This window comes from Moritella marina ATCC 15381, assembly GCF_008931805.1.
Lineage (GTDB): Bacteria > Pseudomonadota > Gammaproteobacteria > Enterobacterales > Moritellaceae > Moritella > Moritella marina.
Genome location: NZ_CP044399.1, coordinates 2,996,260 through 3,021,395, shown reverse-complemented (window position 1 = coordinate 3,021,395; position 25,136 = coordinate 2,996,260). Strand labels below are relative to the sequence as shown.

Annotated in this window: 20 protein-coding genes; 12 read left to right on the top strand and 8 right to left on the bottom strand. The window is 38.5% G+C overall.

Annotated elements, in window-relative coordinates:
• Nucleotides 1–37: 37 nt before the first annotated feature.
• Both FR932_RS13510 and FR932_RS13505 read left to right on the top strand, forming a co-directional pair.
• Nucleotides 38–2,569 (top strand): DEAD/DEAH box helicase family protein, encoded by a 2,532-nt coding sequence (locus FR932_RS13510; RefSeq protein WP_019441466.1) that lies wholly within the window; start codon nucleotides 38–40, stop codon nucleotides 2,567–2,569.
• A gap of 345 nt (nucleotides 2,570–2,914) precedes the next feature.
• Nucleotides 2,915–4,087, top strand: a complete 1,173-nt coding sequence (locus tag FR932_RS13505; protein WP_019441467.1) for a hypothetical protein — start codon at nucleotides 2,915–2,917, stop codon at nucleotides 4,085–4,087.
• A gap of 397 nt (nucleotides 4,088–4,484) precedes the next feature.
• Here the strand turns inward: FR932_RS13505 and FR932_RS13500 are convergent, their stop codons facing one another.
• Entirely contained in the window at nucleotides 4,485–4,949 is a 465-nt protein-coding gene (locus tag FR932_RS13500) for a hypothetical protein (RefSeq protein WP_019441468.1), read from the bottom strand.
• A gap of 753 nt (nucleotides 4,950–5,702) precedes the next feature.
• Here FR932_RS13500 and FR932_RS13495 point away from each other — a divergent pair.
• From FR932_RS13495 to FR932_RS13485, 3 genes are all read left to right on the top strand, one after another.
• Complete coding sequence (locus FR932_RS13495; protein ID WP_019441469.1) at nucleotides 5,703–5,939, top strand: hypothetical protein; 237 nt, start codon at nucleotides 5,703–5,705, stop codon at nucleotides 5,937–5,939.
• 503 nt (nucleotides 5,940–6,442) lie between these two features.
• Nucleotides 6,443–6,862, top strand: coding sequence for a hypothetical protein (locus tag FR932_RS13490; RefSeq protein ID WP_019441470.1), 420 nt, complete (start codon nucleotides 6,443–6,445; stop codon nucleotides 6,860–6,862).
• 40 nt (nucleotides 6,863–6,902) lie between these two features.
• Complete coding sequence (locus FR932_RS13485) at nucleotides 6,903–7,832, top strand: hypothetical protein (RefSeq protein WP_019441471.1); 930 nt, start codon at nucleotides 6,903–6,905, stop codon at nucleotides 7,830–7,832.
• A 325-nt stretch (nucleotides 7,833–8,157) separates the two neighbouring features.
• On the opposite strand, the gene FR932_RS13480 is transcribed toward FR932_RS13485, so the two are convergent.
• Both FR932_RS13480 and FR932_RS13475 read right to left on the bottom strand, forming a co-directional pair.
• The gene (locus FR932_RS13480) at nucleotides 8,158–9,492 is read right to left on the bottom strand and encodes an ISNCY family transposase (protein WP_019628980.1); all 1,335 of its coding nucleotides are present in this window, start codon (nucleotides 9,490–9,492) and stop codon (nucleotides 8,158–8,160) included.
• Between the two features lie 388 nt (nucleotides 9,493–9,880).
• On the bottom strand, nucleotides 9,881–10,987 hold the full coding sequence (locus tag FR932_RS13475) for an EAL and HDOD domain-containing protein (RefSeq protein WP_019441473.1): 1,107 nt from the start codon (nucleotides 10,985–10,987) through the stop codon (nucleotides 9,881–9,883).
• Nucleotides 10,988–11,131: 144 nt separating this feature from the next.
• Here FR932_RS13475 and FR932_RS13470 point away from each other — a divergent pair.
• The 3 genes from FR932_RS13470 (at nucleotide 11,132) to FR932_RS13455 (ending at nucleotide 14,550) form a co-directional block, all read left to right on the top strand.
• A protein-coding gene (locus FR932_RS13470; RefSeq protein WP_085983345.1) for an IS3 family transposase occupies nucleotides 11,132–12,276 on the top strand; the annotation gives its coding sequence in 2 pieces (ribosomal slippage) (nucleotides 11,132–11,396 and nucleotides 11,396–12,276; 1,146 coding nt in all).
• 731 nt (nucleotides 12,277–13,007) lie between these two features.
• Entirely contained in the window at nucleotides 13,008–13,256 is a 249-nt protein-coding gene (locus FR932_RS13460; protein ID WP_019439628.1) for a helix-turn-helix domain-containing protein, read from the top strand.
• Nucleotides 13,243–14,550 carry a HipA domain-containing protein gene (locus tag FR932_RS13455; protein ID WP_019439627.1) on the top strand — a complete coding sequence of 436 codons (1,308 nt, stop codon included), beginning with the start codon at nucleotides 13,243–13,245 and terminating at the stop codon, nucleotides 14,548–14,550. Before FR932_RS13460 ends, FR932_RS13455 begins: the two co-directional genes overlap by 14 nt.
• A 103-nt stretch (nucleotides 14,551–14,653) precedes the next feature.
• Here the strand turns inward: FR932_RS13455 and FR932_RS13450 are convergent, their stop codons facing one another.
• The gene (locus FR932_RS13450) at nucleotides 14,654–15,217 is read right to left on the bottom strand and encodes a cysteine hydrolase family protein (protein WP_019439626.1); all 564 of its coding nucleotides are present in this window, start codon (nucleotides 15,215–15,217) and stop codon (nucleotides 14,654–14,656) included.
• 99 nt (nucleotides 15,218–15,316) lie between these two features.
• Here FR932_RS13450 and FR932_RS13445 point away from each other — a divergent pair, with 99 nt between their 5' ends.
• Nucleotides 15,317–16,240 (top strand): GlxA family transcriptional regulator, encoded by a 924-nt coding sequence (locus FR932_RS13445; RefSeq protein WP_019439625.1) that lies wholly within the window; start codon nucleotides 15,317–15,319, stop codon nucleotides 16,238–16,240.
• A gap of 166 nt (nucleotides 16,241–16,406) precedes the next feature.
• Here FR932_RS13445 and FR932_RS13440 read toward each other — a convergent pair whose 3' ends face one another.
• From FR932_RS13440 to FR932_RS13430, 3 genes are all read right to left on the bottom strand, one after another.
• Nucleotides 16,407–17,615: a DUF3103 family protein gene (locus tag FR932_RS13440; RefSeq protein WP_019439624.1), complete on the bottom strand. Its 1,209-nt coding sequence runs from the start codon at nucleotides 17,613–17,615 to the stop codon at nucleotides 16,407–16,409.
• A gap of 264 nt (nucleotides 17,616–17,879) precedes the next feature.
• The gene (locus tag FR932_RS13435; RefSeq protein WP_019439623.1) at nucleotides 17,880–18,287 is read right to left on the bottom strand and encodes a hypothetical protein; all 408 of its coding nucleotides are present in this window, start codon (nucleotides 18,285–18,287) and stop codon (nucleotides 17,880–17,882) included.
• Nucleotides 18,288–18,400: 113 nt separating this feature from the next.
• Nucleotides 18,401–20,023 carry a phospholipase D family protein gene (locus tag FR932_RS13430; protein ID WP_019439622.1) on the bottom strand — a complete coding sequence of 541 codons (1,623 nt, stop codon included), beginning with the start codon at nucleotides 20,021–20,023 and terminating at the stop codon, nucleotides 18,401–18,403.
• Nucleotides 20,024–20,143: 120 nt separating this feature from the next.
• Between FR932_RS13430 and FR932_RS13425 the strand changes: the two genes are divergently transcribed.
• Together FR932_RS13425 and FR932_RS13420 are read left to right on the top strand one after the other, a co-directional pair.
• Nucleotides 20,144–20,704: a hypothetical protein gene (locus FR932_RS13425; protein ID WP_244963926.1), complete on the top strand. Its 561-nt coding sequence runs from the start codon at nucleotides 20,144–20,146 to the stop codon at nucleotides 20,702–20,704.
• Between the two features lie 427 nt (nucleotides 20,705–21,131).
• Nucleotides 21,132–22,049: a permease gene (locus FR932_RS13420; protein ID WP_019439620.1), complete on the top strand. Its 918-nt coding sequence runs from the start codon at nucleotides 21,132–21,134 to the stop codon at nucleotides 22,047–22,049.
• A 190-nt stretch (nucleotides 22,050–22,239) separates the two neighbouring features.
• Here FR932_RS13420 and FR932_RS13415 read toward each other — a convergent pair whose 3' ends face one another.
• Entirely contained in the window at nucleotides 22,240–23,586 is a 1,347-nt protein-coding gene (locus FR932_RS13415) for a YjiH family protein (protein WP_019439619.1), read from the bottom strand.
• Nucleotides 23,587–24,148: 562 nt separating this feature from the next.
• On the opposite strand from FR932_RS13415, the gene FR932_RS13410 reads away from it, so the two are divergent.
• Nucleotides 24,149–25,087: a porin gene (locus FR932_RS13410; protein ID WP_019439618.1), complete on the top strand. Its 939-nt coding sequence runs from the start codon at nucleotides 24,149–24,151 to the stop codon at nucleotides 25,085–25,087.
• Nucleotides 25,088–25,136: the final 49 nt, after the last annotated feature.

The window sequence follows — 25,136 nt, the reverse complement described above, 5'->3', positions numbered from 1 at the left end:
TACCTCTTACACATCCTTTTCATAAAGAGAATTCCTTATGGTCGACTTCACAAAAAGATTAAAACAAAAAGTAATTGAAAAAAAGATAGAACCATCAGAAATTTATAACTCATTAGATAGACGTAGTGAAGCTGGTCCTCTAAGGGACTCACAAGAAAAAATACTTACAGAGTGGTTTAATGATAAAAGAGATCAAAAAAATACAATAATTAAACTCCATACGGGTGAGGGGAAAACTCTCATAGGGCTGTTAATTTTACAATCAAAAATAAATGAAGGAAAAGGTCCGGGAGTATTTGTTTGTCCAAACAAATATTTAGCTAAGCAAGTAAAGGAAGAAGCAATAAAATTTGGTATTCCTTTTTGTGATTTTTCAAATGGAAGAGAATTACCTGATGAGTTTCTATTAGGGAAAAAAATACTCATTACCCATGTCCAAAAAGTATTTAATGGTAAAACTATTTTTGGAATCTGGAGTAAAGCAACGCCAGTAGGTACGATCGTACTTGACGATTCTCATGCTTGCATTGATTCAATTAAAAACTCCTTAACAATTAAAGTTAATAAAAATCATAAACTTTATAAGAAAATAATAGCTATTTTTGAGGGCGATCTAAAAGAACAAGGGGAAGGAAGCTTTTTAGAAATAGAAAGTGGGGAATACAATACTATGCTTCCCATACCGTACTGGAGTTGGGAAGATAAGAAGGCTGAAGTTCTTAATGCCATTTTAGAGTCTAAAGAGGAAAGGGAGGTCGCTTTTGCTTGGCCTGTAATTAAAGATCATATAGCCAACTGTCAGGCCTTTATTTCAGGTCATGGTCTTGAAATATCACCAACTTTAATGCCTATTGATGCTTTTGGTAGCTTCAGTAATGCTAACCATCGAGTATTAATGTCTGCTACTACGCAAGATGACTCCTTTTTTATCAAGGGACTTGGTTTTGATGTTGAATCTGTATCCAAGCCGTTAAGTGATGAAGAGTTGAAGTGGTCTGGGGAGAAAATGATATTAATACCATCACTTATTGATGAAGAATTAGATCGGGATGCAATTATTAGTTGGATTTTGAAACCTATGGCTCGTAATTTTGGGGCTGTTTCTTTAATTCCAAGTTTTAATCGTACAAAACAATATGAAAGTATCGGTGCACATGTAGCTAAATCAGAAGATCTTTTTGAGAGTGTTCAAAAATTAAAAAACGGGGTGTTTGACAAGGCAATGACGTTTGTTAACAGATATGATGGAATAGACCTCCCTGATGATGCATGCCGTATTTTAATTTTAGATTCTAAACCTTACTTTGATTCATTGTTAGATCGATACGAAGAAGATTGTCGCGTTACTAGTGATATTATTAATATTAGAATTGCTCAAAAAGTAGAGCAAGGGTTAGGCAGAAGTGTTAGGGGTGAAAAAGATTATAGCGCGATACTATTAGTCGGTGGTGATTTAGTCCAGTTTGCTAAAAGTCCAAATACCAAAAAATATTTTTCTTCGCAGACACAAAAGCAAATTGATATTGGAATGCAAATTGCCGAGTTTGCCATTGAAGACTCTAAAGGCATAGCAAATGTTAATTCGTATCAAATTTTAGTTGATACCATCAATCAAATGCTCAACAGAGATGAAGGATGGAAAAGTTACTACTCAGAAGAGATGAACGGGCTAGTTGCAGGAGATGGTAAACAAAATGTTTATAGATCCTTAGAGTTAGAATACCGTGCAGAAAAATTATTTTCAATTGGAGAGTATGATAAGGCTTGTCAATTAGCTCAAGAGTTAATTGACAAGCACTCTTCAGATAAATTGGAGCGAGGTTGGTACTTGCAATTAATGGCAAGATACAAATATAGAACTAGTAAAGTTGATTCAAATAGTTTTCAAAAAATAGCTTTTCAAAATAATCTTCAACTACTTAAACCAATAGATGGCGTTAGTTACAAAAAACTTGAATACATGAATCATAATCGTATCACCAGAATAAAAGAATGGATAAGCCAACATGATACTTATGAAAATATGATGTTAGCTGTAGACGGCATACTTCAAAATTTATCCTTTGGAATGCCTTCTGAAAAATTTGAATTTTCATTGCAAGCATTAGGTGAAATGATTGGCTTTTTAAGCCAACGACCAGATAAAGAAATTAAGAAAGGACCTGATAATTTATGGTGTGGAGTTGATGATTATTTCTTCTTATTAGAATGTAAAAATGAAGTAAATGATGATAGACCTGAAATATCAAAGCATGAAGCGGGCCAAATGAATTCGCATTGCGGCTGGTTTGAAAGTGAATACGGCGATAAACGATGTAAAAGAATATTGGTAATCCCAACAAACAAGCTTTCTTACCATGGAGATTTCACTCATCATGTTGAAATAATGAGAAAAAATAGATTAAACAAATTGAAGGTTAATGTTAAGAATTTATTTAAAGAGTTTGCAAAATTTAATATTCATGACGTAAGAAACCAAGAAATTCAAAAATTTATTGATACCCATGAATTGGATTTAGAATCTCTAAAAGAGAAATATTCAGAAAATTATAAAAAAGCAAATAAGTAAATTCATTGATGGATTGAGAAAATAGCATTTTGTTCATTGTAGTGGCTAAGGAATATTAGCCACTAATTTAAGCTTAAGCACTTTCTGAATGCGAATATTATATGCTGTTTGACGTAAATGATTAGTTAATGTGTTATTAGGTTGATTTACCGTGACTTCTATTTTTACGCGTATTAATAATATAAATTGTTAATATTGCTTAAATTTCTTATGGTGGATAAACAAGGTAGATGGAAAAGTTACGTTTAATAAGCGTTATGAATTTTAAGCGAGATGTACATAGTGAATTTTAACGAAAGATTAAAGTGTCGAACATGTGAAGGGCTAGTAGACTGCCGGTTTGGAATGTCTAATCGTGATGTTCAGCCTTTCAGGTTTGCATGTCCCTCTTGTGGTTCTGCAATCGAACTAACAGTTGAACAGGGGAAAAAGCCCAAATTGTATGGGGCTGAAAGTTATCCATTAGAAGAGCATTTTACAGGGGAAAATCCATTTATCGATCTTCATATTGACTTCCCTGTATCATTTGAACCTTATGTTATGGGGCAGACTCCTTTCCTTAAGGCTATTGGTCGAATAGGTCAGGAAAATTTTGAAATTCATAACTTTAGATTGAATGCTTTAAATGATCTGTATAAAAAGCATGAGGTGATTGAGCGGGTAGTAAATTTACATAAAAGAAAAAGAAATAAAATCCTCTCTGAGCTTGCAGACAAAGAGTTTAATGAGCCTGCTAAATCATTTAAAGACTGTGATATTAATATGATGATGTACTGTATCATTGCGAAGGTTTTTTATCCTTTTTCAACACCAACATCTAACTCAGAAGATGTGAGCCTATACCTGACTACATTCAATGAAATTATCGCAACCGACAAAAATAAAATGGATTCTTTTGTTAAAGAGTTAATAGAATCAAAGTTTCTCTTTAACCTTCAGGAAGACTGCTTCGAAATATACCCAAGGATTTTGGAGTTAGAGCTTGCATTAAGACCTGCATTGTTTTTGGATTACGACAAAGAATATATTGGTGGAGATGAAAAGGTCCCATATAGGGTGTCATCCCGCGAGTTTAAAAACTACAAAGACCTTTATAAAGATATTTCTGAGATAATATCTAGGCAAATTGTACTCGTAGCGGGCGTAAATAACTTACTAAAACGTAAGAATCATAATAAATTTTCAGATGATAAAATTAAAAGTTTGAATGACTTTGCCAATAAGCCATTTGGTAAAAAAATAGAGTTTATTGATGATACTTGGTTGCCTATCTCAAAAAGTGTAGCGGACAATCAGTTGAGGAATGCTGTGGCTCATTATAAAGCAGAGTACGATGAAGTCTCTCAAATGATTACATATTTCCCGAGGCAGGAAGGTATGAAACAAGAAAAACCAAATGAGATATATTTTCTAGGCTTTACTCGTAAAATACTTGATTCATACCGTTTAATGCATTCACTAAATCAGCTGATAAAGTGTCTTTTGAATTATGATTTCTTCATGAGGAAAGAAAAGTAATAACAAGTTTAAGGTTTCCAGAAATTTTCCTTATCCGGATGAGGCGAGTTAGTCTTATGCTCTAATTCGGTTATTGTCCAATAATTAGTTACTGAACACTGACACCATCTGAACTCTGACACCATCTTAGCTTTCATCCATTCACAAAGGTGGTGAAAGCAATGACCAGATTACCTTTTAACGGTAATAAAATTAAGTTTGTCTAAAATTTAAATACACTATACAGTTACTTTTGGAAGAGACCAATAAGGCTTCGTGAGCAGCTTTGTCTATTTTTTTAATACACGGCGACATGGTTAATTTAGCGTGTAACAGCGCTAAAGACATGAAGTGATTAGAGCGAGTCCTGCGAAAGTAGGGCTCGCTTTTTTGTTGGGTTGGATTAATTTACAATCAGTTATTCTTTAGGGAAGTGATGATATGGAATACCTGATTCTTGTAATATTTTCTCGAGTGCTTCCTGAATCATATAATCAGGGTCCTTACGAACTAATGATGTTCTAAATGATTCTCCGGTTACTAATAATTGTTTACTTTCTGCATTCCTAAAATCAATTTTAATTTTGATTAAGTAATTGGTCATATCCCACTGCCAGTTATCTACATAGGTAATTCTAATATCAGCATCTTTTGGGACTTCATTTGAATCTAGAGGTGTTGCAGGGTGACCGAGTAAAGTAAGTTTATCTGCAATAATATAATGTAAATTACGTTTATCTGGTGCGAAAGGTACAACATAAATTTTACTTTGATTTAAATTATCTAATGACTGACCCGGAGATACAGTAGCTTCGAGTCTTGTCGCACAGCCCGTCATCACGAAGGCCATGCTTAGTAGCATTAGTGTTTTAATCACATTCATTTATTAATAATCCTTTTAATTTATGGTTTTATAGTTAAATGACGCACAAAAATTGTGCATTTTAATATTGAAATGTAAGTCTATCACTAAGTATTACTTAAGAGGTGTTTTGTGGGGCGTTAATTTATTTTAACAATAGAACTTATATTAACTAAAGTTAAATCAGGATCGTGCTTATGACCATGAAACGGCGGTTTACCCAGCACCTTACGTGAAGAAAGACAAGTTCTGGCCTACAGTAAACCGCATCGATGATGTGTATGGCGACCGTAACTTATTCTGCTAATGCCCAGAAATTGAAGCGTATAACGATTAATTTTGGTTAATTTAGCGTGTAACAGCGCTAAAGACATGAAGTGATCAGAGCAAGTCCTGCGAAAGTAGGGTTCGCTTTTTTATTGGGTTGGAAATGTTGCTAGGGGCGGGGGGAGTTGAAGCCCAAAACACCACTGGATGAATTTACAGTTTTAATTTTTTGTAATCGGTAGCCCTGTCCATATATGTCCAATACGACCCATTCTATGCCGCCAAAGTGCCGCCGTGGTTAATTATAAATGATGGTTTTATATAGCATTATTTGTTGATTTCTTAGTTGAATCACTCTTTTATCAGAGCGGAGTCTTATTTTTTCTTGAGCTGAATTAAAAATTAAATAGAATCAATTATATATTGGTCACTACTTACTAGGGTGAATCGATGTGGGACATCGAGACGTCCTGCTATACAAAACGTTAGATTTTACAGGGAGAACGTATGAGTATTTTTAGTTGGTTTACAGGATTATTTTCTGATACCTCGGCTAGCGAGGAAAGTTGCACTGATTTTAGTCACGACTCCATAAGTAGTGGCATCGATGATTCATTTAGTAGTGGCATCGATGATAGTTTTGGAAGTGGCTTCGATGATTCATTTAGTAGTGGCATCGATGATAGTTTTGGAAGTAGCTTCGATGATTCATTTAGTAGTGGCGGGGGATTTGATGATTGGTAATCATCAATGATTGAGTAGAGTGAATCTAACAAGTTTAGCCAGCGGAACTGCAAAGATACGTTTTGTTTTATTGTTCGTTGTGTAGTGGTTCATTGAATTTGGCCTCCTAGTTGGAGGCTTTTTTGATTTAGAGATAAATTCAGCGAAATAGGGTCTATTGAACATAATGACTCTAATGCGTAGTGCCAGAGCGGCACTCGATTAAAATGTCTCATTAGCTCCTTATTTCTTACAGCTTAAGCCTTTAAATATACCATATATCCCCAAGATGATTCTGAACTAAACTAGTGCATTTATGTTTCGGATAAAATATAACGTGAACATTGATTTTCTACATTACATTACTTTCCTTGCTGGAATTACGTGTACTTATTTGTAATCTCAGTCACATTTTGGATTCAAATAGTCTTTATTTTCGTTTAGGTATATCAAAAGATTAACAAAACAAATGTTACCCAGTATTATCAATGATATAGGGTGTTTAAAGGGATGCGGATAAGGTAATGTATAAAGACAAACTACTTACAGAGCAAGAATATGAAGTCGAAGCCAAAAAGCATATTGACTGGCTTAATTGGATATTTGGAATTACAACATTTTTACTAACCTTAACATCACTTCAATTTGCTCAACCATGGAAAGTGTGTTTTGTTGGTAGTTTCTTAATTGTTCCAATGTATATATATGGTTATAGGTCATTCCCTCCTTCGCTCATAATATTGAGAGGGTTGCGTAAAGAGTATCCTAAAGACGATGAGTTAAAGGAATTAACTGGGCGCTTGGAGAAAAAATTCCATGGGATACGAGTTTTCATCTCAGCAGCTCCATTCTGGATCTCTATGGTATTTTACACTTTTGTTTTCGGCACTATGATTGAGTTCTTTGGTTTTGTGCTCCCGTGGATCGAATGGATTAAAACTTAATAAATATTTTACTTGTTCTCATTAAAGGAAATGAATATAAATGAGTTGGTTTGAGATCGTACCTACATTCTTGTCCGCTATTGCGTCGATAGGGGCTGCAATAGCAGCAATTATTTCACTACGTATAAGCAAGCAAGCCATATCGATTTCAGAATCAAATGCGCTTGCGAGTCATCATTTATCTGCAACATTAAAATATACAGAACTAGTTAAGGAGCTACAAGAAGCTTCATCAGCACTTTCCGAAATTAGTTTTGAACTTTGGGGTAAGTGGACTAGAGATATTGAGTGCTTTGACAATTATCATAGAGGCGGAACTAATCCTAGGCCATTAAGGCATGTCCTCTCTAATGGCAGTGAAATGTTAGCAAATTATGGGGAAAATAATGTTCGCTGGGGACGTTCATCTAGCAGAGCAATTTTGTCTATTATTCGATTTGGAATTTGCGAATTTAGTGAAAAAGAATACGAAAAATTCTTAAAGAAAGCTGATGGTGAATATCAAAACTTCGATGAGATATTTGGTAAACCTAAAAAATCTGAAGATATCGGCGCTGCTCCTGCTTTTCGTTGGGCATGTTATCAACTAAATAAGCGTGTCGGCTTTGAAGATTGGCGGAAAATATGGGATAAGGCATGGCTTGAAAATGAGTGGTTCTATAATTATGAGGCCGAATATTTAAAGGTGAAACCTATTTTTGAAAGAGCAAATGAACTACTTAAACTAGAAAAATCTAGGTTGGCTCACTCAGCATTTCCTCTAAATAGTAATGCGGCTCTCAATCAAAAATACGATCAAATATTTACAATTATTAATCATGTAATTGAAGACGCCGATAGCGATAGCCTAGTGGCATATAAAGATTGGAAATTTCCTGAGGAATTAAGTCATTTAGTTTTATGCTCAATGGCAACTAGGCTTAGCTTGCATAGGAAGTTAGATGACCTATATATTTTAGCTCATGAATAGCTTATTACAGGAAGCAGCTAACAACGTGATTAAGTCGAATTTCAAACGCGTGCCGACTTTCGAATACTTAAATACATCATACGTTTATCACCGTTTATTACGGCGTTACTTGATAAAATAGATGTTTCAGGCTTATTTTAGCTGAAACATTGATTCCCCAATTTAGTGCAAAATTATCCCACCTCTTTTAGTCCGTTATAGCTTACTTAACATGTATAAATAAGTCCTTTAATGGCATTCTTAAGTGAGTATGTTTATGGTTGTTATGGCAAGTTTAAAATGTCACATCGGTTATTTATTTAGAAATGTCACATTGTTTATCTCCTTAATCCCGAGATGAACTTGCCTTGAACTCTACGTCAGTAAGGTAAACCGGGTTCATCGCTCGCTTGGGGGCCTTTCGGCTTGCCATTCTTGAGTTGCGGTTACGACTCGGTTCTTTTTCTCTTTCGTCCTGTGAACGTTTTGCAGCCGCTAAGACCGCGCCCAATCGTTTGTTACTCACAACCTCACCTTGCTGAACATTTCTCAGCTTATCAAATATGCTGTATTCAAATGATTCACCGCAATGTTGAATCGAAAGCGTGCCGTCAGGGTAATCATAAATCATGACTTTTTTACCGACCAAGCACTTAGCTTTATCAGTCGGAGTGAGTATATAAATGACTTTATCGTACTGCAGTGTAAGTGATGAGGTTAAGCTACGGCTCACCTGACGCGCAAATATATCATCAAGCTCTATGCTAGATTCTTGGAGTAGGCGATGCTTATCGTCAGTACTATGAGGTAAGCAAGCAAAGCGGGTGTTATGGATTGAAATATAGTGTGGCACCCAGGCATTAGCTTCTTCAATCGTATTGATACCTGCAAGCCTCATCTCTTTGATTAATCTATCTTGCAGAGTAAAGTTTGCACGTTCGACACGTCCTTTAGCTTGCGAACTATTCGCACAAATAAGCTCGATGTTCAACTCATATAACGCGCGACTATACTGCGTCATTTGCTTACTGGTTTTACGACTCGGACTGTTGATTTTAAAGACGGAATGCTTGTCGCTATAGAGTGCAATTGGTTTCCCATGTTCAGCAATATACTGACGGGTTACGTTCATATAATCATAGGTGGTTTCAGCTTCGCAGAAATAAAGGGACATTAATTTACTGGTCGCATCATCAATAAAAACGAGTAGGCAGCATTTAGGTGACCGGCCTTCGAACCAATCATGATGAGAACCATCGATTTGAATTAATTCACCAACACAATCGCGTCTATAGCGAGGCTGATAGATTTGCCGTTTTTTACGACGGCGAACAGTCCATAGGCCATCTGCAACCATCCATTGACGGAGCGTTTCGCTAGATAGGCTAATGTTGTGATTCTCTAAGAGTTTCTCACAAGCAAAAGTGGGTTTGAAATCGCTGTATTTATCTTTGACTATGTTGAGGATTTGTTCTTTAAATTCGGTTGGGTAACGCCGATTACTAGGCATGTTACGGCGTTTAGAGACTAATCCAATATCGCCATGAAGGCGGTATTGATTAACAAGTCGCTGAACATGTCTACGGGTTAAATTTAACAGTGTAGCGGCCGCTACTTGGGTGATCCGCTTATGACAAATATCTTTAATAACACCTAAACGATGCAGTTCTTTTTCGCACATAGTAATCAACATGGCACAACTCGACGCTTGAATTAATTACTATCAAGCATACCAAAATGTGACATCTCTAAATTGTTAGAATGTGACATTACTATATTGCACTTACAGAGTATGTTTATGGTTCTGCGTGTTACGTACTATATGTTAAATGGGGCTTTAATCTGTAAATTTTAGATGTGTTTTGGCATAACATACAATATGTTAAATTCACTAGAGCCTTATTCAGTAAATTTTGATGGTTTTACATAGCATGCGTTATGCGCAGTGGTTTTAACCTTTTAGCTTGTGGCCAAATTAGCTATCCCACTATAGATCAGTTATAACTGCAAAATAGCAAAATAGCAAAATAGCAAAATAGCAAAATAGCATAATTCAGTTATTAATCCACTCAACTATCGATTGTGAAATTATCGCTCCATTTGACAGACTCAGTATACTGACAAGCAAAGTGTTCTTCTGAAATACCGAGTACGTTACAATAATGATTTACTTGTTTCCAATCGGCTTCCTCGTAACATTTCACTGCATTAAGCAGGTTTCCAAGATCTCCTTTACCTTCGTTCAATGCCAATTTAAGTTCGTCACTGAGAGGTAAATTGGTTAGGAGTTGAGACATAGGTTGATCCAGTAAAGCATCCAGCAAAGAGAACATTCCCATTAAAAAGGCTTGGCTAGGCTCTATTTTAAATAATCCTTTAGTAACTAGCAGTTCACAAACTCTCGCTCGCTGGATAGATAGAACATATAGATACTGAGGTTTATGTTGGTTGGCATGAGCGACTGTCATTAAAGAAATAAATAGGCGCAACTTATCATGCCCTAGATAAATAAGAGCATGTTTAAATGAGGTGATGGCTTTAATAATGACAGATGATTCATTTACATATTTAAGTAGTTTATAAGATAGGGTTACATCGCTGGCTATCAATTTCTCTATAGCAGCATAATTAAGTTCTGGGCTCGATATTTCTTTGCACAATTGTAATGTGACTAGTTCTGATGGTTCAATTATTCGTTGTTGTAACATCTCTGGTTTACTAAAAAAATAACCTTGAAAGTAATCAAAACCTATTTTTTTCGCCTGTTTAAATTCATCGTAGGTTTCTACTTTTTCAGCTAAGAATTTGATCTTATAATTGAGATGGCGATGAATAAAAGACTTTGCCTCAGCGAGTGGGAAAACTTGGATATCAAACTTAATAAAATCGATGTAAGGTAGAAAACGCTCCCAGCGAGAGTCAGGGATAAAATCATCGAGGGCCAGTTTGTAGCCTTTTTTAGACAAAATTATTACCGCTTGTAACAGTTCATCTGTCGGTTCGCAATCTTCCAGAATCTCAACAATAAGTTTATCTTTGGGGAGTAACGTTGGGATGAGCCTAATTAAGCTGCTGTATGGAAAGTTGATAAAAGCAAGTTTATTCCCTGTCGTATTGCCACATGAATTCATAAACTGCTCTGATAGCAAGCGACTGGTTGCTTGCTCTGCGTCCATATCGGGAAACGAGTTTTTTGGACCATCTCTAAATAGCAGCTCATAACCGATCGTATTTTTATCGGTATCTAAGATTGAAGTGGTTTAATGAATCTGTACACCTAAATGGGATAGAATACCCTCAACATAAAAACGGTGTACACAATGACAAAAGCGCGAACAACATATTCAGTAGCATTCAAGCATGATGCTGCAAACTTAGTCCTGGATAAAGGCTACTCGATACAAGAAGCCTGTGATGCCGTCGGTGTTGGATACACGGCAATGAGACGATGGGTAGCTCAACTTAAGCAAGAACATGGCGGGATAACACCGACTGCAAAGGCTATGACGCCAGACCAAATACGTATTCAAGAGCTTGAAGCCAAAATTAAGCAAATTGAATGGGAGAAAGACATATTAAAAAAAGCTTCCGCTCTTTTAATGCAGGACAGCATCAAACGATAGATTTGATAGCCGCGTTATCAAGAGATAATCATTCAATAAAGAAGCTATGTGTGTTATTTGAAATACCTCGCAGTAGCTTCCATTATCGACTTAAATACCGCGGTGTAACAAAGCCGGAACGAGCTGTATTACGTCAAAAAGTCATTGCTATACACAGCCGTAGTCGAGGTTCAGCTGGCGCGAGAACCATCTCAGGCCAACTTAATCAAGCAGGGGAAAGTGTCGGTAGATACAAAGCAGCAAGATTGATGGAAGAAGTCGGCATTGTCAGTAAACAGCCGAATAAACATAAGTATAAGATATCTGAGGATGTATCGAAAATCGCACCGAACCGACTAAATAGGCAGTTTGATGTTGAAACAGTCAATCAAGTTTGGTGTGGCGATGTGACCTATGTTTGGGCTGGAAATAAATGGATGTACCTAGCTGTAGTCATGGATTTATTTGCACGTAAAATTGTGGGTTGGGCATGCTCAGATAGCCCAAACACAGATTTAACTTGTGCGGCGCTACGTATGGCTTACGAAAGCCGAGGCCGACCAAAAAATGTGATGTTTCATTCAGACCAAGGTTGTCATTACACGAGCCTTCAATTCAGACAAGCGTTGTGGAAATACCAAATAACGCAAAGTATGAGTCGACGCGGAAATTGTTGGGACAACGCCCCAATGGAACGATTTTTTAGAAGTTTTAAAACAGAGTGGATGCCAAAGGAATGCTATAACACCTTTGCTGAAGCTGAGCGAGATACGCTCAAATATATACTGCAGCATTACAATACAAAACGAGGCCATAGTTATAATAACTATTTGTCGCCAGTGATTATGGAAGCTGCAGCTTAATTTAAACGCCTATCTAGGTGTACAGTTTTACTTGACCACTACAGATCGGTTGTCTGGCTACGTATGAATACATGTGTTATTACCTATTTTATATTGCCCCCTGTCGTACTGGGTATTATTACACCGTTTTAATCAAAAAACATATACTTGCATAACGTTGTTTGGTAAGTGCGTCATAATATTTATATGACACAAACTAAGTCTACCCCCATACAAACCCTTACACTCACAAATATATTTATCTCTATAATCGAGTGTACATCTTCTCGATTTAGGGACATTACTTTATGCACTTTTTTACACTGAAAAACTCTGCGATATTATCCGTCACTGCTACCCTGTATTTAGCGGCTTGCACTCATACCGCGCAAGCTAGCAACGTTGTTAAAACAGTCACTAACGGTGCATTAACCCCAAGAGTTTATGGCCAATGGTGTGGTCTTTGGCGCTGTGACGCTAGGAGTACTCGATGATATTGGTTATCAGGTTTCTTATAGTGGGGCAGAAAGTTATCAGCCATAAAGTCTGATATAGAATTCATGGATGATACCTTAAGTGAGATTGCAGGGCTGGGAACCTTTTATCAAATCCTATTAAAAGTGAACGATCGTACACTTTAATCTAAATACCAATGTCAGCAATAAGAAAGGTGTATATAAGTACACTTTTTCTTGCTTATAGCCATATGAAGGCCTAAAGTAACCATAAGTACACTTTTTTAGGGCTGTAGAATGGTTACTCAACTTGATCCAATCACTTTAGGTAAATTGATTAAAGACCATAGAAAGGCTGCATCGATGACTCAGGAAATCGCAGCGTCATTTTGTGGTGTTACCAAAAAGACCTTGATCAGAGTTGAAAAGGGCGAAGATGTATACTTTTCAACAATAGTTAAAATCCTTAATGGTCTTGGTATCAGCCTCGCTGCAGATACGCCTAGTAGCAAAAATACAGTAGGTGGCAGCAATGAGTGGTTCTAACTTTAATACGCTAGAAATGCATTTCAGGGGGATGATCATAGGTGAAATATGTTTCGACATTGATACTCAATATTTTTCTATCGAATACACCAAAGAGTGGCAGGAAAAGGGTTTTCCGATCTCGCCAAAGCTTCCACTCAGTGGCCGAGTACCTAGTTCACAGATCTCGATTTATCTAACCAACTTACTGCCCGAAAACAAAGGACTTGATTACCTCATTGAGGCCCTCGGTATTTCCAAAAACAATACATTTGCCCTAATCAAAGGGATTGGCTTCGATACATCTGGCGCTATATTGTATTTGCCTGTGGACGCGAAACCACAAGTCACCTCTTTTACTTCGATCTGCGAAGATGACCTTATAAAGCGAATCGAAGATCCTGAAATGTGGCCGATGGAAGTTTGGGACGGCAAACCACGTCTTTCAGTGGCAGGGGTTCAGTCTAAATTGAACCTATTCCACATCGATAATAAATATGGGTTTGGTGAAGGAGAACTTTGTTCAACCCACATAGTTAAATTTGAAAAAAACACTCAGCAACATCTGGTGCTCAATGAGTTCATTACCATGAAACTTGCTGAGCTTATTGGTATGCAGGTTGCGAAAGTCGAGGCTATGCCAATAGGGAAGTATAAAGCCCTATCTGTTACGCGTTTCGACCGTATGTATAATGCGGAACGAAAAATCGTAATGCGTCGCCATATGATTGATGCCTGCCAGGCGCTTGGATTTTCGGTTGCTAGAAAGTATGAACGAAATTTAGGTAGCAGCCGTGACGTAAAAGAGATCCGTGAAGGCGTGAGCTTAGAAAAGCTGTTTAGTATTGCACAGCACTGTGTTAATCCCGCACAAGCTAAATATGACATGCTTCGTTGGACCATTTTTAATTTACTTATCTGCAATGCGGATTCTCATGGCAAAAATTATTCGTTCTATGTGACCGCTGATGGATTGGAACCTACTCCATGGTACGATCTCGTTAATGTGCAGATGTATCCAGAGTTTGATCAAGAGCTTGCGATGGCTATTGGTGATGAATTCGAACCTGATGAAGTGCATGCTTATCAGCTAATGCTCTTTGCTGAAGAATGTGGGATAAAGCAGAGCGTACTTGAAATAACGCTTAAACAGCTAGCGAAAGCGATTATCAATAATGTAGATAAAGCAGTAAATCTAGCTTGGGAACTCTCGGATGCAGAGTTTGAATATACTGAAAAGTATAAACATAGTATTCAAGCACGTTGTGAGTATTACTTAGCTCAGACAGAAGAGATGAAACATATCCTGCTTTAATTGAATAGCCGCTCGCGCTTTACCCCAAGATCAACAAAGCCTCCAACCAGGAGGCTAACTTCAATGAATCAGAAAGCTCAGTTCTTTTATTACCCTCGATATATTAACGAACTAAGTCGAGTAATTTATCGGTACTGTCCACGTTACAGTACCCAAAATTCAAGGCCGCCATAAATGCACTATGAACATGAATGGCAGGAACGGTGACACCATTAAATTCAAGTTCTAGTGTTGCACAAGCATCATGCGCGACATGACATTCATATCCCAAATCAACCGCTGCACGGGTCACTGCATCGATACACATATGACTCATTGCACCCACAATAATCAACTTATCAACGTTAAGGTCTTTCAATATATTATTTAATTCAGTGTCACGAAAACTGTTTATTTGCTGCTTCAAAATGACGGGCTCACCTTGTATTGGCGCGACACTCGTATGAATTTTTGCACCATCTGATTCTGGTAGAAAAAAGGGTGCATCATTTGAAGGAAACTCATGACGGACATGAATGACGGGCAAGCTCTGTTTGCGGAATGCTGCTAATAACGTTGCTGCATTCGATGCTGCAGTTTCAGTACCTGATAGCGCCCATTTCGCATCGGTATATGTTGAGTAATAGTCATTTTGAAAATCAATTAATAATAATGCGGTATTAGACATAATAAGCTCTCTTGTGTTGTTACGACGTTTTGTTAAGGCTATTATGCAAAATATAAATCAACGACACCCATGGCGTTGTTGCCACAAAGCAGGGCAAAAATGACAAGTCCTATCCGTATTGTAATTATCGACTACCCTAATGCCTTGCAAAGTGCAGTTCAGGGCCTTAAAGAACTGTTTTTAATCGCGAATAAAATAATCATAGATAGTCAGTTTGATATGCAATTTACTGTGAGTGTTGTTCAGTCTGATAGCGAGTTCGGTCGTAATAGCCAAAGTGATATTGTGATCCTGCCGCCTAATTTTGATGGTCATTATTACCGTGCACCTCAACCAGAAGTATTACAATTTCTGCATGATGCCCACAATAAGGGCGCTGTATTATGCAGTGCTTGTGCTGGCACATTTATATTGGCCCAAACTGGCTTGCTAGATAACCGGCCGGCAACGACGCACTGGCAGTTAGCCGAAGAATTTAATGCTCTGTACCCTAAAATATCGCTTAACGTCGAGAGTTTGCTTATTAATGATGGCGACATAATAACGGCGGGGGGTCTTATGTCATGGATTGATTTAGGATTAGAGATAGTGGCACAATTTACGCGGCCACACATAATGCGAACCCTTGGGAAATATCTTATTGTCGATACAGGGAAGCGAGAGCAACGTTATTATGGCAGCTTTACGCCAAAATTTAATCATGGGAATCAACGCATACTACAAGTTCAACATTATATTCAAGCAAACTATAATCAAGCGTTAAATATTGCTTTGTTAGCCGGATTAGCGTGTATGACTGAGCGAACATTTCTACGTCAATTTACCCATGCGACAAGCTTAAAGCCGATTAAATATGTTCAAAAAGTGAGAGTTCAAAAAGCATGTGAACGACTAGAATCGACCACTCAAAGCTTTGAGCTGATTGCGCAGAATATGGGGTACGATGATGTAAGTAGTTTTCGTAAAGTGTTTATAACCATTATTGGGCTAAGTCCGTCGGATTTTAAAGCAAGGTTTGTTTGAACTGCATTGTTTAGGGTCGGTTAGTTTAGGTTAGGTTAGGTTAGGGGTGTCATTATCAATATTATCTATTGCAGAGTCTGGCTCGATTTACCAGTGCGGTGCATCAGATATGGAACCAATGCACAGCGTTAATCTATACTTCTACACAATGTCAGTAATACATCATTTACCTTGGATCAATCACCAGAGGTGTGAAGGTTGCTCTTGCATTGCCCCCTGAACCAGAGTGGTTTGTGTATGTTTCACCTTCTTGTAATGTGTAATAGGCATCGACAAAATCATCATCATTCGTAAACCAGGCATCCGGTAAGGCTTTGAGTATGCCATTGGTGATGGTGGCTACAATAGCAAAGCCTTGTACTTCTGGATCTGGAATTGATTTTAAAATTGTTTCAGCTGCAGAGAGAAGAGCCGTAGCAAGTTCTTTGTAATTAGTGCCGTCATCATGCTCCATCAATATCATATCTGCTGCAGCCCAGCGATAGCGCTCCCAATGAATGACGACTTGATTTGGGTAGTATTCTTTTTCTGCATAATCAAGGTAAGGCATTTCAATGATATCTAGTACTGGCTCATCACGGCTTGGGTTTACGCCATTTACTATCGCGTATACCTCTGCAGCGCCTGATATCCAAGGTTCTTGATCATCTTGTAAGCTTATTTGATTAATCACTGTGGTCGATATCGGTTTATCAGCAGTTCTAGACGCGCTGCGCTGAAGATGAACAGACTTGAGTGGTTTTGCTGAATCACCGTTTTGCGCTAAGATCTCGCGCATGACAGCTAGCCCTTCATGCACCGTTTGTTGTTTATCTAATTCAACCACGAAAACCGGTCTGTCCGGCAGTTGGTACACATCTAGCAGCTGAATATTACCATCTACATCATAAGCTTCAATATTAGCCCAGTCTTTATCATTGCCCGCTGGTTCAAAGGCAAATAACGGTAGTACACCTTGCTGCCAGTCACTTAGCATACTGGCGTCAGCGAGACGAAATTGCACTATATTCGGATTCTCAACACGCATAAAAGCGGAGCTTTGTGCTGATCGAGTTGATAAACCTTTTGCCGAGCGAATTGCTTGTTCGCTTTTATGCAATGCTTTAGTGGCCACGCCGCTCGACTGTAATACTTGCTCCGCATTGACGGTTAAATTATATCGATTGATGTCAGATTGTAGCGTCGGCAAGATTTGAATATATTGTCGACTAAGTTCCAAGGCTATTTCACGTTTAGCATTGGAAACACTGATACCGTGTTCAGGTTGTTTTTGAATTATTTGTTTTGTATCGTTAGATTGCGCTGCAGAAACAAAGGAGGAATTAATTAACGTGAGAGGTGCGATAACCAGCATCGCTAAAGTTACTTTTTTCATAGAACATCCTTATCAATTGTTACCCATTTAACCGTAACGGGTCTGAATCAAATCGTATTGATAATGATTATCAGTGTCAAATAGTTTGTTTGAACTATGCTGTGCTAGATTGTTTTTCTGTATTAGGGAGCTTTTAAGTGTGATTAAAGTCGTTATTCACTTATGGATATTTTTAGTTCTTATGTTTATACACACTTTACCCAAGATCAAAAAAGCCTCCAATCAGGAGGCTAACTTCAATTAACTATAATAGTTAACGCATTATTATGCTTCAGTAGTTTCTTTTGCTTTAACTACTTTTTTTGGTGCAGTAGCAGGAACAGTATTTAGCTCTGCAATCATTGTAGTAAGTTGGTCAATTTTAGCTTCTACTTCACTTATTTTTGAACCTTGGTCGCCAGTAAAACGGCTAGTGATGCTTTTCGTTTTAGCTTCAACAGAACCTAGCGTGATCTTTTTAGAAAAGATTGCAGACGTTTGCTCTTTCAGTTTCGGCTCAACTTGTGCGCCGCGCTCAACAAGAGATTCAAACAGTTGCGTTGCTTTATCTGATGATTTTGATGCTTCATCAACGATGGTGCCATAAACACCAAAACCAGCAGTGACAGATGTTTTTGCAGTGTTTTTTGCAACAGTTAAGATAGTTTGTGCTTGGTTAAGTAAGTTACTCATGATAATCACTCCTAGTTAAATAATTTAGATTAAGGTTTCTTTCAACTGAGTTAATCATATTGGTTTTATTTAGAAAGGTCATACCAGAGTAAAAATAAATTATTTAATTTTCGTTACAAGTACTTTTCAATCGGCAATAATTGTAAAAATCCAGATTTAAAGCGTTGCCATTGGCTTGTCTCTGGATCATGATCCCAACTTTGTGTTGCTGAATGCCAACGCACATCGCCGTCGTCTAAATCTAGACTCCAACTGTTATCTATATGCATCGCTTGCTCAATATCATTTGCCAAACTTATCGCGACAGCTTCATTTTCAATAATTAAAATAGACTCTGTATTGAGGTAGGTTGAGCGTAAGTTGTAGTTAAACGAACCGATCACCGCGACTTTACGGTCAAACACCGCCGACTTTGCATGCAGACCATAGGCCGCGATTGGCGCGCACTTGGTTAGGTCTTTGGTTGATGCTGCACACAGACTCGCATCAGGCTTTAACTCAAACAATTGCATGCCGTTTTCAAGCATGTCTTCACGTCGCGCTGCGTAACCAGAATGATTAGCCACTAGGTCGTTAGAGGCTTGTGAGTTAGTCAGCGCTTTTACCTGCACGCCTTTGCTGGTTAATGTCTGCAATTTGTCGAGTTGGCCATCATCGAATATCAGGTAAGCAGATTCTAAGAGCACTTCTTGCTCGGCGTTAACCGCTAATTCGCCGAGTGTTTGGGCTGTCAGTTTCGGTTTGTTGGTATCGCTGCTATCAATAGGCACTGGCTGGTCGTAAACAAAACGCGCTTCTACCCAAGACCAGTTATTCATTGCATTATTTAACAAGCGTTTGGCAGTTTGCTGGTCTGCTGGTAACGCAGGATAGTTTTTGTAGTGGGGCGTTGCAACTTCATCTAGCTGGGTGAATTCGATAGGTTCTACACTGTTTTTTGGTAAATTGCTTTGTAGAGCGTCATTTGCTGCATTACCGTCTGTCAGTAAATTAACCGGATAAGACCATTGGCTGTTCCAGTATTGAGTAAAGCTGGTTTGAATATCGTTAACCACAGAACCTGCCACCAGTACATCGCGGTCGCGGAAATTAATGTCATCAGACAGGTCAAAATACTCATCACCAATATTACGGCCACCGACTATAGACAAAGCACCGTCGACGGTAAATGATTTGTTGTGCATGCGGCGGTTTAGGCGAGAAAAGTCACCCATGAAATTAAACCACTTAGTGTATCCGCGAGCGGGTATCGGATTAAATATGCGAATGTCTATTTGCGGGTGACTATCAAGTGTCGCCAGCAAAGCCTCTCGTTCGTTAAGGTTGATATCATCAAGCATGACTCGCACCTTAACGCCGCGATCTGCTGCTGCCAACAGACGACTGGCTAGGTAGCTTCCTGATCGGTCGCTGTTCCAAATATAATATTGGATATCAATGCTGTGCTCTGCTGTTTCGATAAGTGCCAGGCGCTGCGCCAATGCATCCCAACCGCTATCTAATAACAGTACCGCGCTCATTGCTGCTTGCGCTTGATTTGGCAAAGCTTGTTCTAGTTCTAGTTCTAGTTCTAGTTCTAGCTCAGCTTTATGGGTATCAACCAATGTCGATAAGGTACTGACTGGCTGCGTGACCAAGGGCTCTGCAGGATGTTGAATCTCTTCGGGCAATGACGCGCACCCTGTAAGCGTGACGATTAAAAATAGGGTGGCAGTGATCTGTTGCAGCACAGGCATTGGTAATACTTCCTTTGGTTATTTAGGTCACCATATCATTAGGGACTATTTTCTGCTTATTTTTTTATATATTGTGTCTATATGGAAGTCGCAATATGTGAATAGTTATATTCAGGAGTCATGATGAATAGTAGATTAAAATGTACGGCTACAGCGCTGGTGCTGTTTTTATCTGGGTGTAGTGCTAAGACAGAAACTATCGAAATTATTAACCCTACCGACTTTATTGACAACACCGCTGCGGTTAACACGATCGATACGATTAACAATTCACAACTGATTGGTGTGACGGGGTTTGACATCATGTTGAACAACGCGCCTGCAGTCGGTGTGGCAATTGGTATTGTACCTCGTGTTAATAACGAGCCGTCATCACAAAACTTTGTTGAAGTGACTACGCTAAGGAGCTTGATTGCCGCGGATACCACGATAACCGCTACAGCCAACAACAATGCCAATATCTCGATATCCACTTATTGGCGTGACCAGCGTTATGTCCAATCGACTGCGCACGATACCCACGTTACTTTACGCATTCTTAGCTTAGACAGGCTGAGTAAAACCGGGTTTATTTCAGTACAAGCAAGGTTGGTCGATTTAGACTCTGGCGAGTTTATTCATGTTGAACAAGAGCAGGTCGTAATAACAGGGCAAGATTTTATTAACTTGGTCGGGCGTTAGGTTAATAACGTTAGCTCTACTCTATATTACGATTAGAGGTGTATTAAGCATGGTTTAATACCTCGTCAATACTAGTCGGTTCTTGATGATATTGTTTTGTCAGGTTATTTATATCGTTAAGACTACCGACACTTTCAAGTAACATCAAAAGCGGTATGAAGAGATAGCATACTAAATCCAGTTGTTACTATTGTGACATAACTGCCGCAACGCACGTTAACTGGGATCTTGCTTAATAAGATCACGGAGCTCGTTTCTGACATGAAGATAAGCTGAGAGATTGGCAGTGCTGCAATCACAAATTTAATTCATTTCTGCTTTTGTCGAAATAATTTTGACATCGTTTTATCATATCGGTATATTGCAACTATTCCAGAAATATCGAAATATTAATTCGAAACAACAAGAAAGAACAGAGGCAGAAATTATGTTTGAAATTACACAAGACATGGTGATGGACACACTCGGAATGTTCGCATTCCTCGCAGTTGAATTAACAATTTTATTTTTATTGATTAGCTACATCGTTGGCGTTTTACAAGAATATATTCCGCCAGCAAAGATACAAAGTATTCTCAGTGGTAAAAATGGTAAGGGTTATTTTGTTGCAGGCCTACTCGGTGCCATAACACCGTTCTGCTCATGTTCTACAATTCCTTTTCTTAAAGGGCTGTTAAGAGCAAAAGCCGGGTTTGGTACTATGATGGTATTCTTATTCGCAAGCCCACTGCTTAACCCTATCATCATTGGTTTATTTGCAGTCACATTCGGCCTTGAAGTAACGGTATTCTACTTCGCTATCGCCATGGGTGTATCGGTTATCGCGGGTTACACATTAGAAAAATTAGGTTTTGAAAAATACGTTAAAGCAGAAGCATATATAACGCCAGAAGCAAAAGGTTGTGCGACAGCGTGTGGTGGCAAAAAAGCGCCAGTGAACAAATGGAGACGTATTTGGAACACAACTTGGGTTGATTTCAAAAAAGTAGTACCGTATTTAATCGGTGGTATTGCCCTTGGTTCAATGATTTACGGCTTTATGCCAACAGAATTTGTCGCGAGTGTAGCCAGTGCTGACAACCCATTAGCTATCCCAGTTGCTGCTATCATTGGTATTCCACTGTATATCAGAGCTGAAGCGGTTATTCCTTTAAGTGCAGCGTTAGCAGCAAAAGGCATGGGACTTGGCGCGGTAATGGCATTGATTATTGGTAGTGCAGGTGCAAGTTTAACGGAAGTGGTATTACTAAAATCTATCTTCAAAAACCAAATGATTGCAGCGTTCTTATTCGTCATCATTGGCATGGCAATTAGTGCGGGTTTCCTCTACGAATTTATTTTCTAGGGCATTTATTAGGACATGTTTAGGTAAAGGTCACATAAGGTAAAGGTCACATAACTGTGCAGAAAAATGCTATTGCTATCGCAAACAGACATGGCCATGGATGGCCATGTCTAAGCGAACAGGGATGTCTTGAGCGGTTTGCAGGAGCAATAGCATTTTGATCACTTAATTTTCGGAATTGCTATTTATATTAAAATATCATGTGCGCACAAAGTGCGATGATAGGTAATGTAACCAGGGTACGCAGAATAAAGATTGCCATTAATTCCACAATGTTCACTGGGATCTTGCTTGATAAGATAACCGAGCCTGTTTCTGACATGAAGATAAGCTGAGAGATAGACAGTGCGGCAATCACAAACTTAGTGATGTCACTTTCAATCGTTGATGCGGCGATAATTGATGGTACATACATATCGGTAAAACCAACTAATACTGTTTCTGCTGCTGCTTGTGCTTCAGGTAGGTTTAATAGATTTAATAGCGGTACAAACGGCATGCCTAACCAGGCAAATAACGGTGTTGTTTCGGCAATCACTAAACCCATGGTACCCACTGCCATGATCACAGGTAATACCCCAAACATCATATCTAATGAATTTTGTAGGCCTTCCGCAATTGTCGATCTGACGCTGGTGACTTTACTCGCTCTTTCCAACGCTAATTGGTAACCATATTTAACCGCTGACATTGATTCAGGGATCAGTTCGTTATCTAGATCGGGTGCGCTACCGTCAATGTAGGTGTCTTTTTTATAGCTTAACGGTGGCAAGAACTGAATAATCATTGCAGCCACAATACCTGATAAGCAAATAGTTAAGTAGAAAGGCACGAAGTAGTTTTCTAAACCAACCTGGGTTAATACCACTAACGAAAACGAAATGCCCACAGGCGAGAACATAGTTGCTACAACCGCAGCTTCTCTTTGGGTATATTTTTTCTCTTCATATTGCTTGCTGGTTAAGATCACACCCACGGTGCCGTCACCTAACCACGATGAAATACAGTCAATCGCAGAACGACCTGGTAAGCGAAATACCGGACGCATTACCTTGCTTAGCATAGTGCCTAGAAACTCTAATAGGCCGAAGTTTAATAATAATGGCAGTAACAAACCGGCGAAGAAGAAGGTCACCAGCAGCGATGGCAGTAGGTCATGCAATACTAGTCCACCCGTATTCGCGCTCCAAATGAACTCAGGACCAACCTGATTCAATGCTAATAAAGTGAATGCAGCACCCAGTACACGGATCACAACCCAAACCGGAGTAAGCATAAATAAACGCGTTAATAATGCTGAGTTAACAATAAAGGCCGGTTTAATGGTATTTGCGAATACCGAAATCAGTGCTGAAAAACAAATAATAACCGTGATTAATGGGTGAATTGCATCACCTAGCAAGCTCTTTACACCCTTCGCCATTAACGCCAATGGGAAGGTGAAATTACCGTCGACACTGAGTGGGGCAAGAAAGAAAAATAACCCGAATAAAGAGGGGATTAAAAACACTAATATATTTTTTCTGGTATTACTCATTAAATTCGCCTTGATTTTTTATTCATTAAAACTGAGTTTTTATTCTATTGGGCGATTTTACTTTTATATGCAACATAGTCAATATATAAATCTAGTTATATTGGTAATTACCATACTCTAAGTTGCTGGTGGCGGATTATGCATGTAAAACGTCTTTACTGGTATTTTGAGTTTGAAACACAAGGGGAGGGATATTCAAAGTACCTTTCTATAACAAAGTACGTTTCTATAAAAAAATACCTTTCTATAACAAAGTCACGTTCCTATAACAAAACGAATATGAACAGAAGCTGAACGAGGCTTGGCTAATGTTACTGGTGGTCATTTATTTAGCTATTTAGTGAACAAAATGCTGGGATAAGTAAAGTAAAGTCAGCAAGTTAGTAGTTAAAGTAAAGTACAGTAAGAAAATTTAGTTCAATTTGATTTCACTAAGTATTTTAAATACATTGGCGCGGCTGACGAAGCTCGACTTAGTTTATATACTATTTTGAGTCACGTTCTTGCCGTTACGTAACTGTAACTATTACTTAATTATCGCCTTTAAAAAACGGAACTGTTCATGAATAATATCAATAAAGCATTGTCTCTTACATTGACCGCACTGGTATCTACAGCTGCTATTGCAGACGATAAAAACACCAACGAATTTTCTTTTGGTGGACGTGTTGAAGCACAAGGTTTTCTTACTGATAGTTTTTATTCCGATGAATTTACAGCTCGCTTACATGGTCAAGGCAAATACCAACTGAATGATGCTATTACGGCAGTTGGTAAATTAGAACTTGAATCTGAACTTCTAACCTCTTTATCTAATACGAGTTTTTCAGATTATACTCGTTATGCCTATGCGGGTGTTGAAACGGCTTATGGTACGCTAACATACGGTACGCAAGATAATGCGGTTACCTATCTAACAGACTTTACCGATATGGCTGAAGTTTATAGCGGTTATACCAACTCCAATATTATCGCAAGTGATGATCGTGCTGAAAGTACGTTGCTTTATAGTGTGGGCAAGGGTGATTTTAAATTTAATGCCTCAGCAAATTTCGACGATAATGAAAAAGGTGGCGGCGTGATGCTTGCTTACCAATTACGTCCCGATGTTGAAGTGAGTGCGGGTTATGCTACAACAGAAGCGACTGAGTTTTTATCAGACTCGTCAGAGGTATACATGCTTGGTGCTCGCTATATTAAAGACGGCTTATTACTGTCTGGCTTAGTGCAAAAAGGTACGCTATTCGATGATGACTTTAATGCTGTGGATGCATTTGCGTCTTATGGCTTTGGTGAAAACACGGTTAGTCTTTCGTATAACTATTTAAGTGCTGATGCACGGGAAAATATAGATATTAACTTCCTTGCCGTTGAATATGGTCGTTATTTTGGTGGCGTCGCGCTATATACAGGTTATAAAGTTGCATTAAGCTCTGATACTTCAGCTGCGCTAGGTAAAAATGCAGATGAGTTCATGTTGGGTGCTCGTTACGAGTTCTAACTTTATCCCAAGATCAAAAAAGCCCCCAAGGAAGGAGGCTAATAACAAT

Excerpts from the sequence above, each read along its gene's own strand:
- FR932_RS13495 (WP_019441469.1), top strand. The coding sequence starts at position 5,703 with ATGAGTATTTTTAGTTGGTTTACAGGATTATTTTCTGATACCTCGGCT.
- FR932_RS13485 (WP_019441471.1), top strand. The coding sequence starts at position 6,903 with ATGAGTTGGTTTGAGATCGTACCTACATTCTTGTCCGCTATTGCGTCG.
- FR932_RS13475 (WP_019441473.1), bottom strand. The coding sequence starts at position 10,987 with ATGGACGCAGAGCAAGCAACCAGTCGCTTGCTATCAGAGCAGTTTATG.
- FR932_RS13480 (WP_019628980.1), bottom strand. The coding sequence starts at position 9,492 with ATGTGCGAAAAAGAACTGCATCGTTTAGGTGTTATTAAAGATATTTGT.
- FR932_RS13460 (WP_019439628.1), top strand. The coding sequence starts at position 13,008 with ATGGTTACTCAACTTGATCCAATCACTTTAGGTAAATTGATTAAAGAC.
- FR932_RS13430 (WP_019439622.1), bottom strand. The coding sequence starts at position 20,023 with ATGCCTGTGCTGCAACAGATCACTGCCACCCTATTTTTAATCGTCACG.
- FR932_RS13420 (WP_019439620.1), top strand. The coding sequence starts at position 21,132 with ATGTTTGAAATTACACAAGACATGGTGATGGACACACTCGGAATGTTC.
- FR932_RS13455 (WP_019439627.1), top strand. The coding sequence starts at position 13,243 with ATGAGTGGTTCTAACTTTAATACGCTAGAAATGCATTTCAGGGGGATG.
- FR932_RS13440 (WP_019439624.1), bottom strand. The coding sequence starts at position 17,615 with ATGAAAAAAGTAACTTTAGCGATGCTGGTTATCGCACCTCTCACGTTA.
- FR932_RS13505 (WP_019441467.1), top strand. The coding sequence starts at position 2,915 with ATGTCTAATCGTGATGTTCAGCCTTTCAGGTTTGCATGTCCCTCTTGT.
- FR932_RS13445 (WP_019439625.1), top strand. The coding sequence starts at position 15,317 with ATGACAAGTCCTATCCGTATTGTAATTATCGACTACCCTAATGCCTTG.
- FR932_RS13410 (WP_019439618.1), top strand. The coding sequence starts at position 24,149 with ATGAATAATATCAATAAAGCATTGTCTCTTACATTGACCGCACTGGTA.
- FR932_RS13415 (WP_019439619.1), bottom strand. The coding sequence starts at position 23,586 with ATGAGTAATACCAGAAAAAATATATTAGTGTTTTTAATCCCCTCTTTA.
- FR932_RS13435 (WP_019439623.1), bottom strand. The coding sequence starts at position 18,287 with ATGAGTAACTTACTTAACCAAGCACAAACTATCTTAACTGTTGCAAAA.
- FR932_RS13490 (WP_019441470.1), top strand. The coding sequence starts at position 6,443 with ATGTATAAAGACAAACTACTTACAGAGCAAGAATATGAAGTCGAAGCC.
- FR932_RS13425 (WP_244963926.1), top strand. The coding sequence starts at position 20,144 with ATGATGAATAGTAGATTAAAATGTACGGCTACAGCGCTGGTGCTGTTT.
- FR932_RS13510 (WP_019441466.1), top strand. The coding sequence starts at position 38 with ATGGTCGACTTCACAAAAAGATTAAAACAAAAAGTAATTGAAAAAAAG.
- FR932_RS13450 (WP_019439626.1), bottom strand. The coding sequence starts at position 15,217 with ATGTCTAATACCGCATTATTATTAATTGATTTTCAAAATGACTATTAC.
- FR932_RS13500 (WP_019441468.1), bottom strand. The coding sequence starts at position 4,949 with ATGAATGTGATTAAAACACTAATGCTACTAAGCATGGCCTTCGTGATG.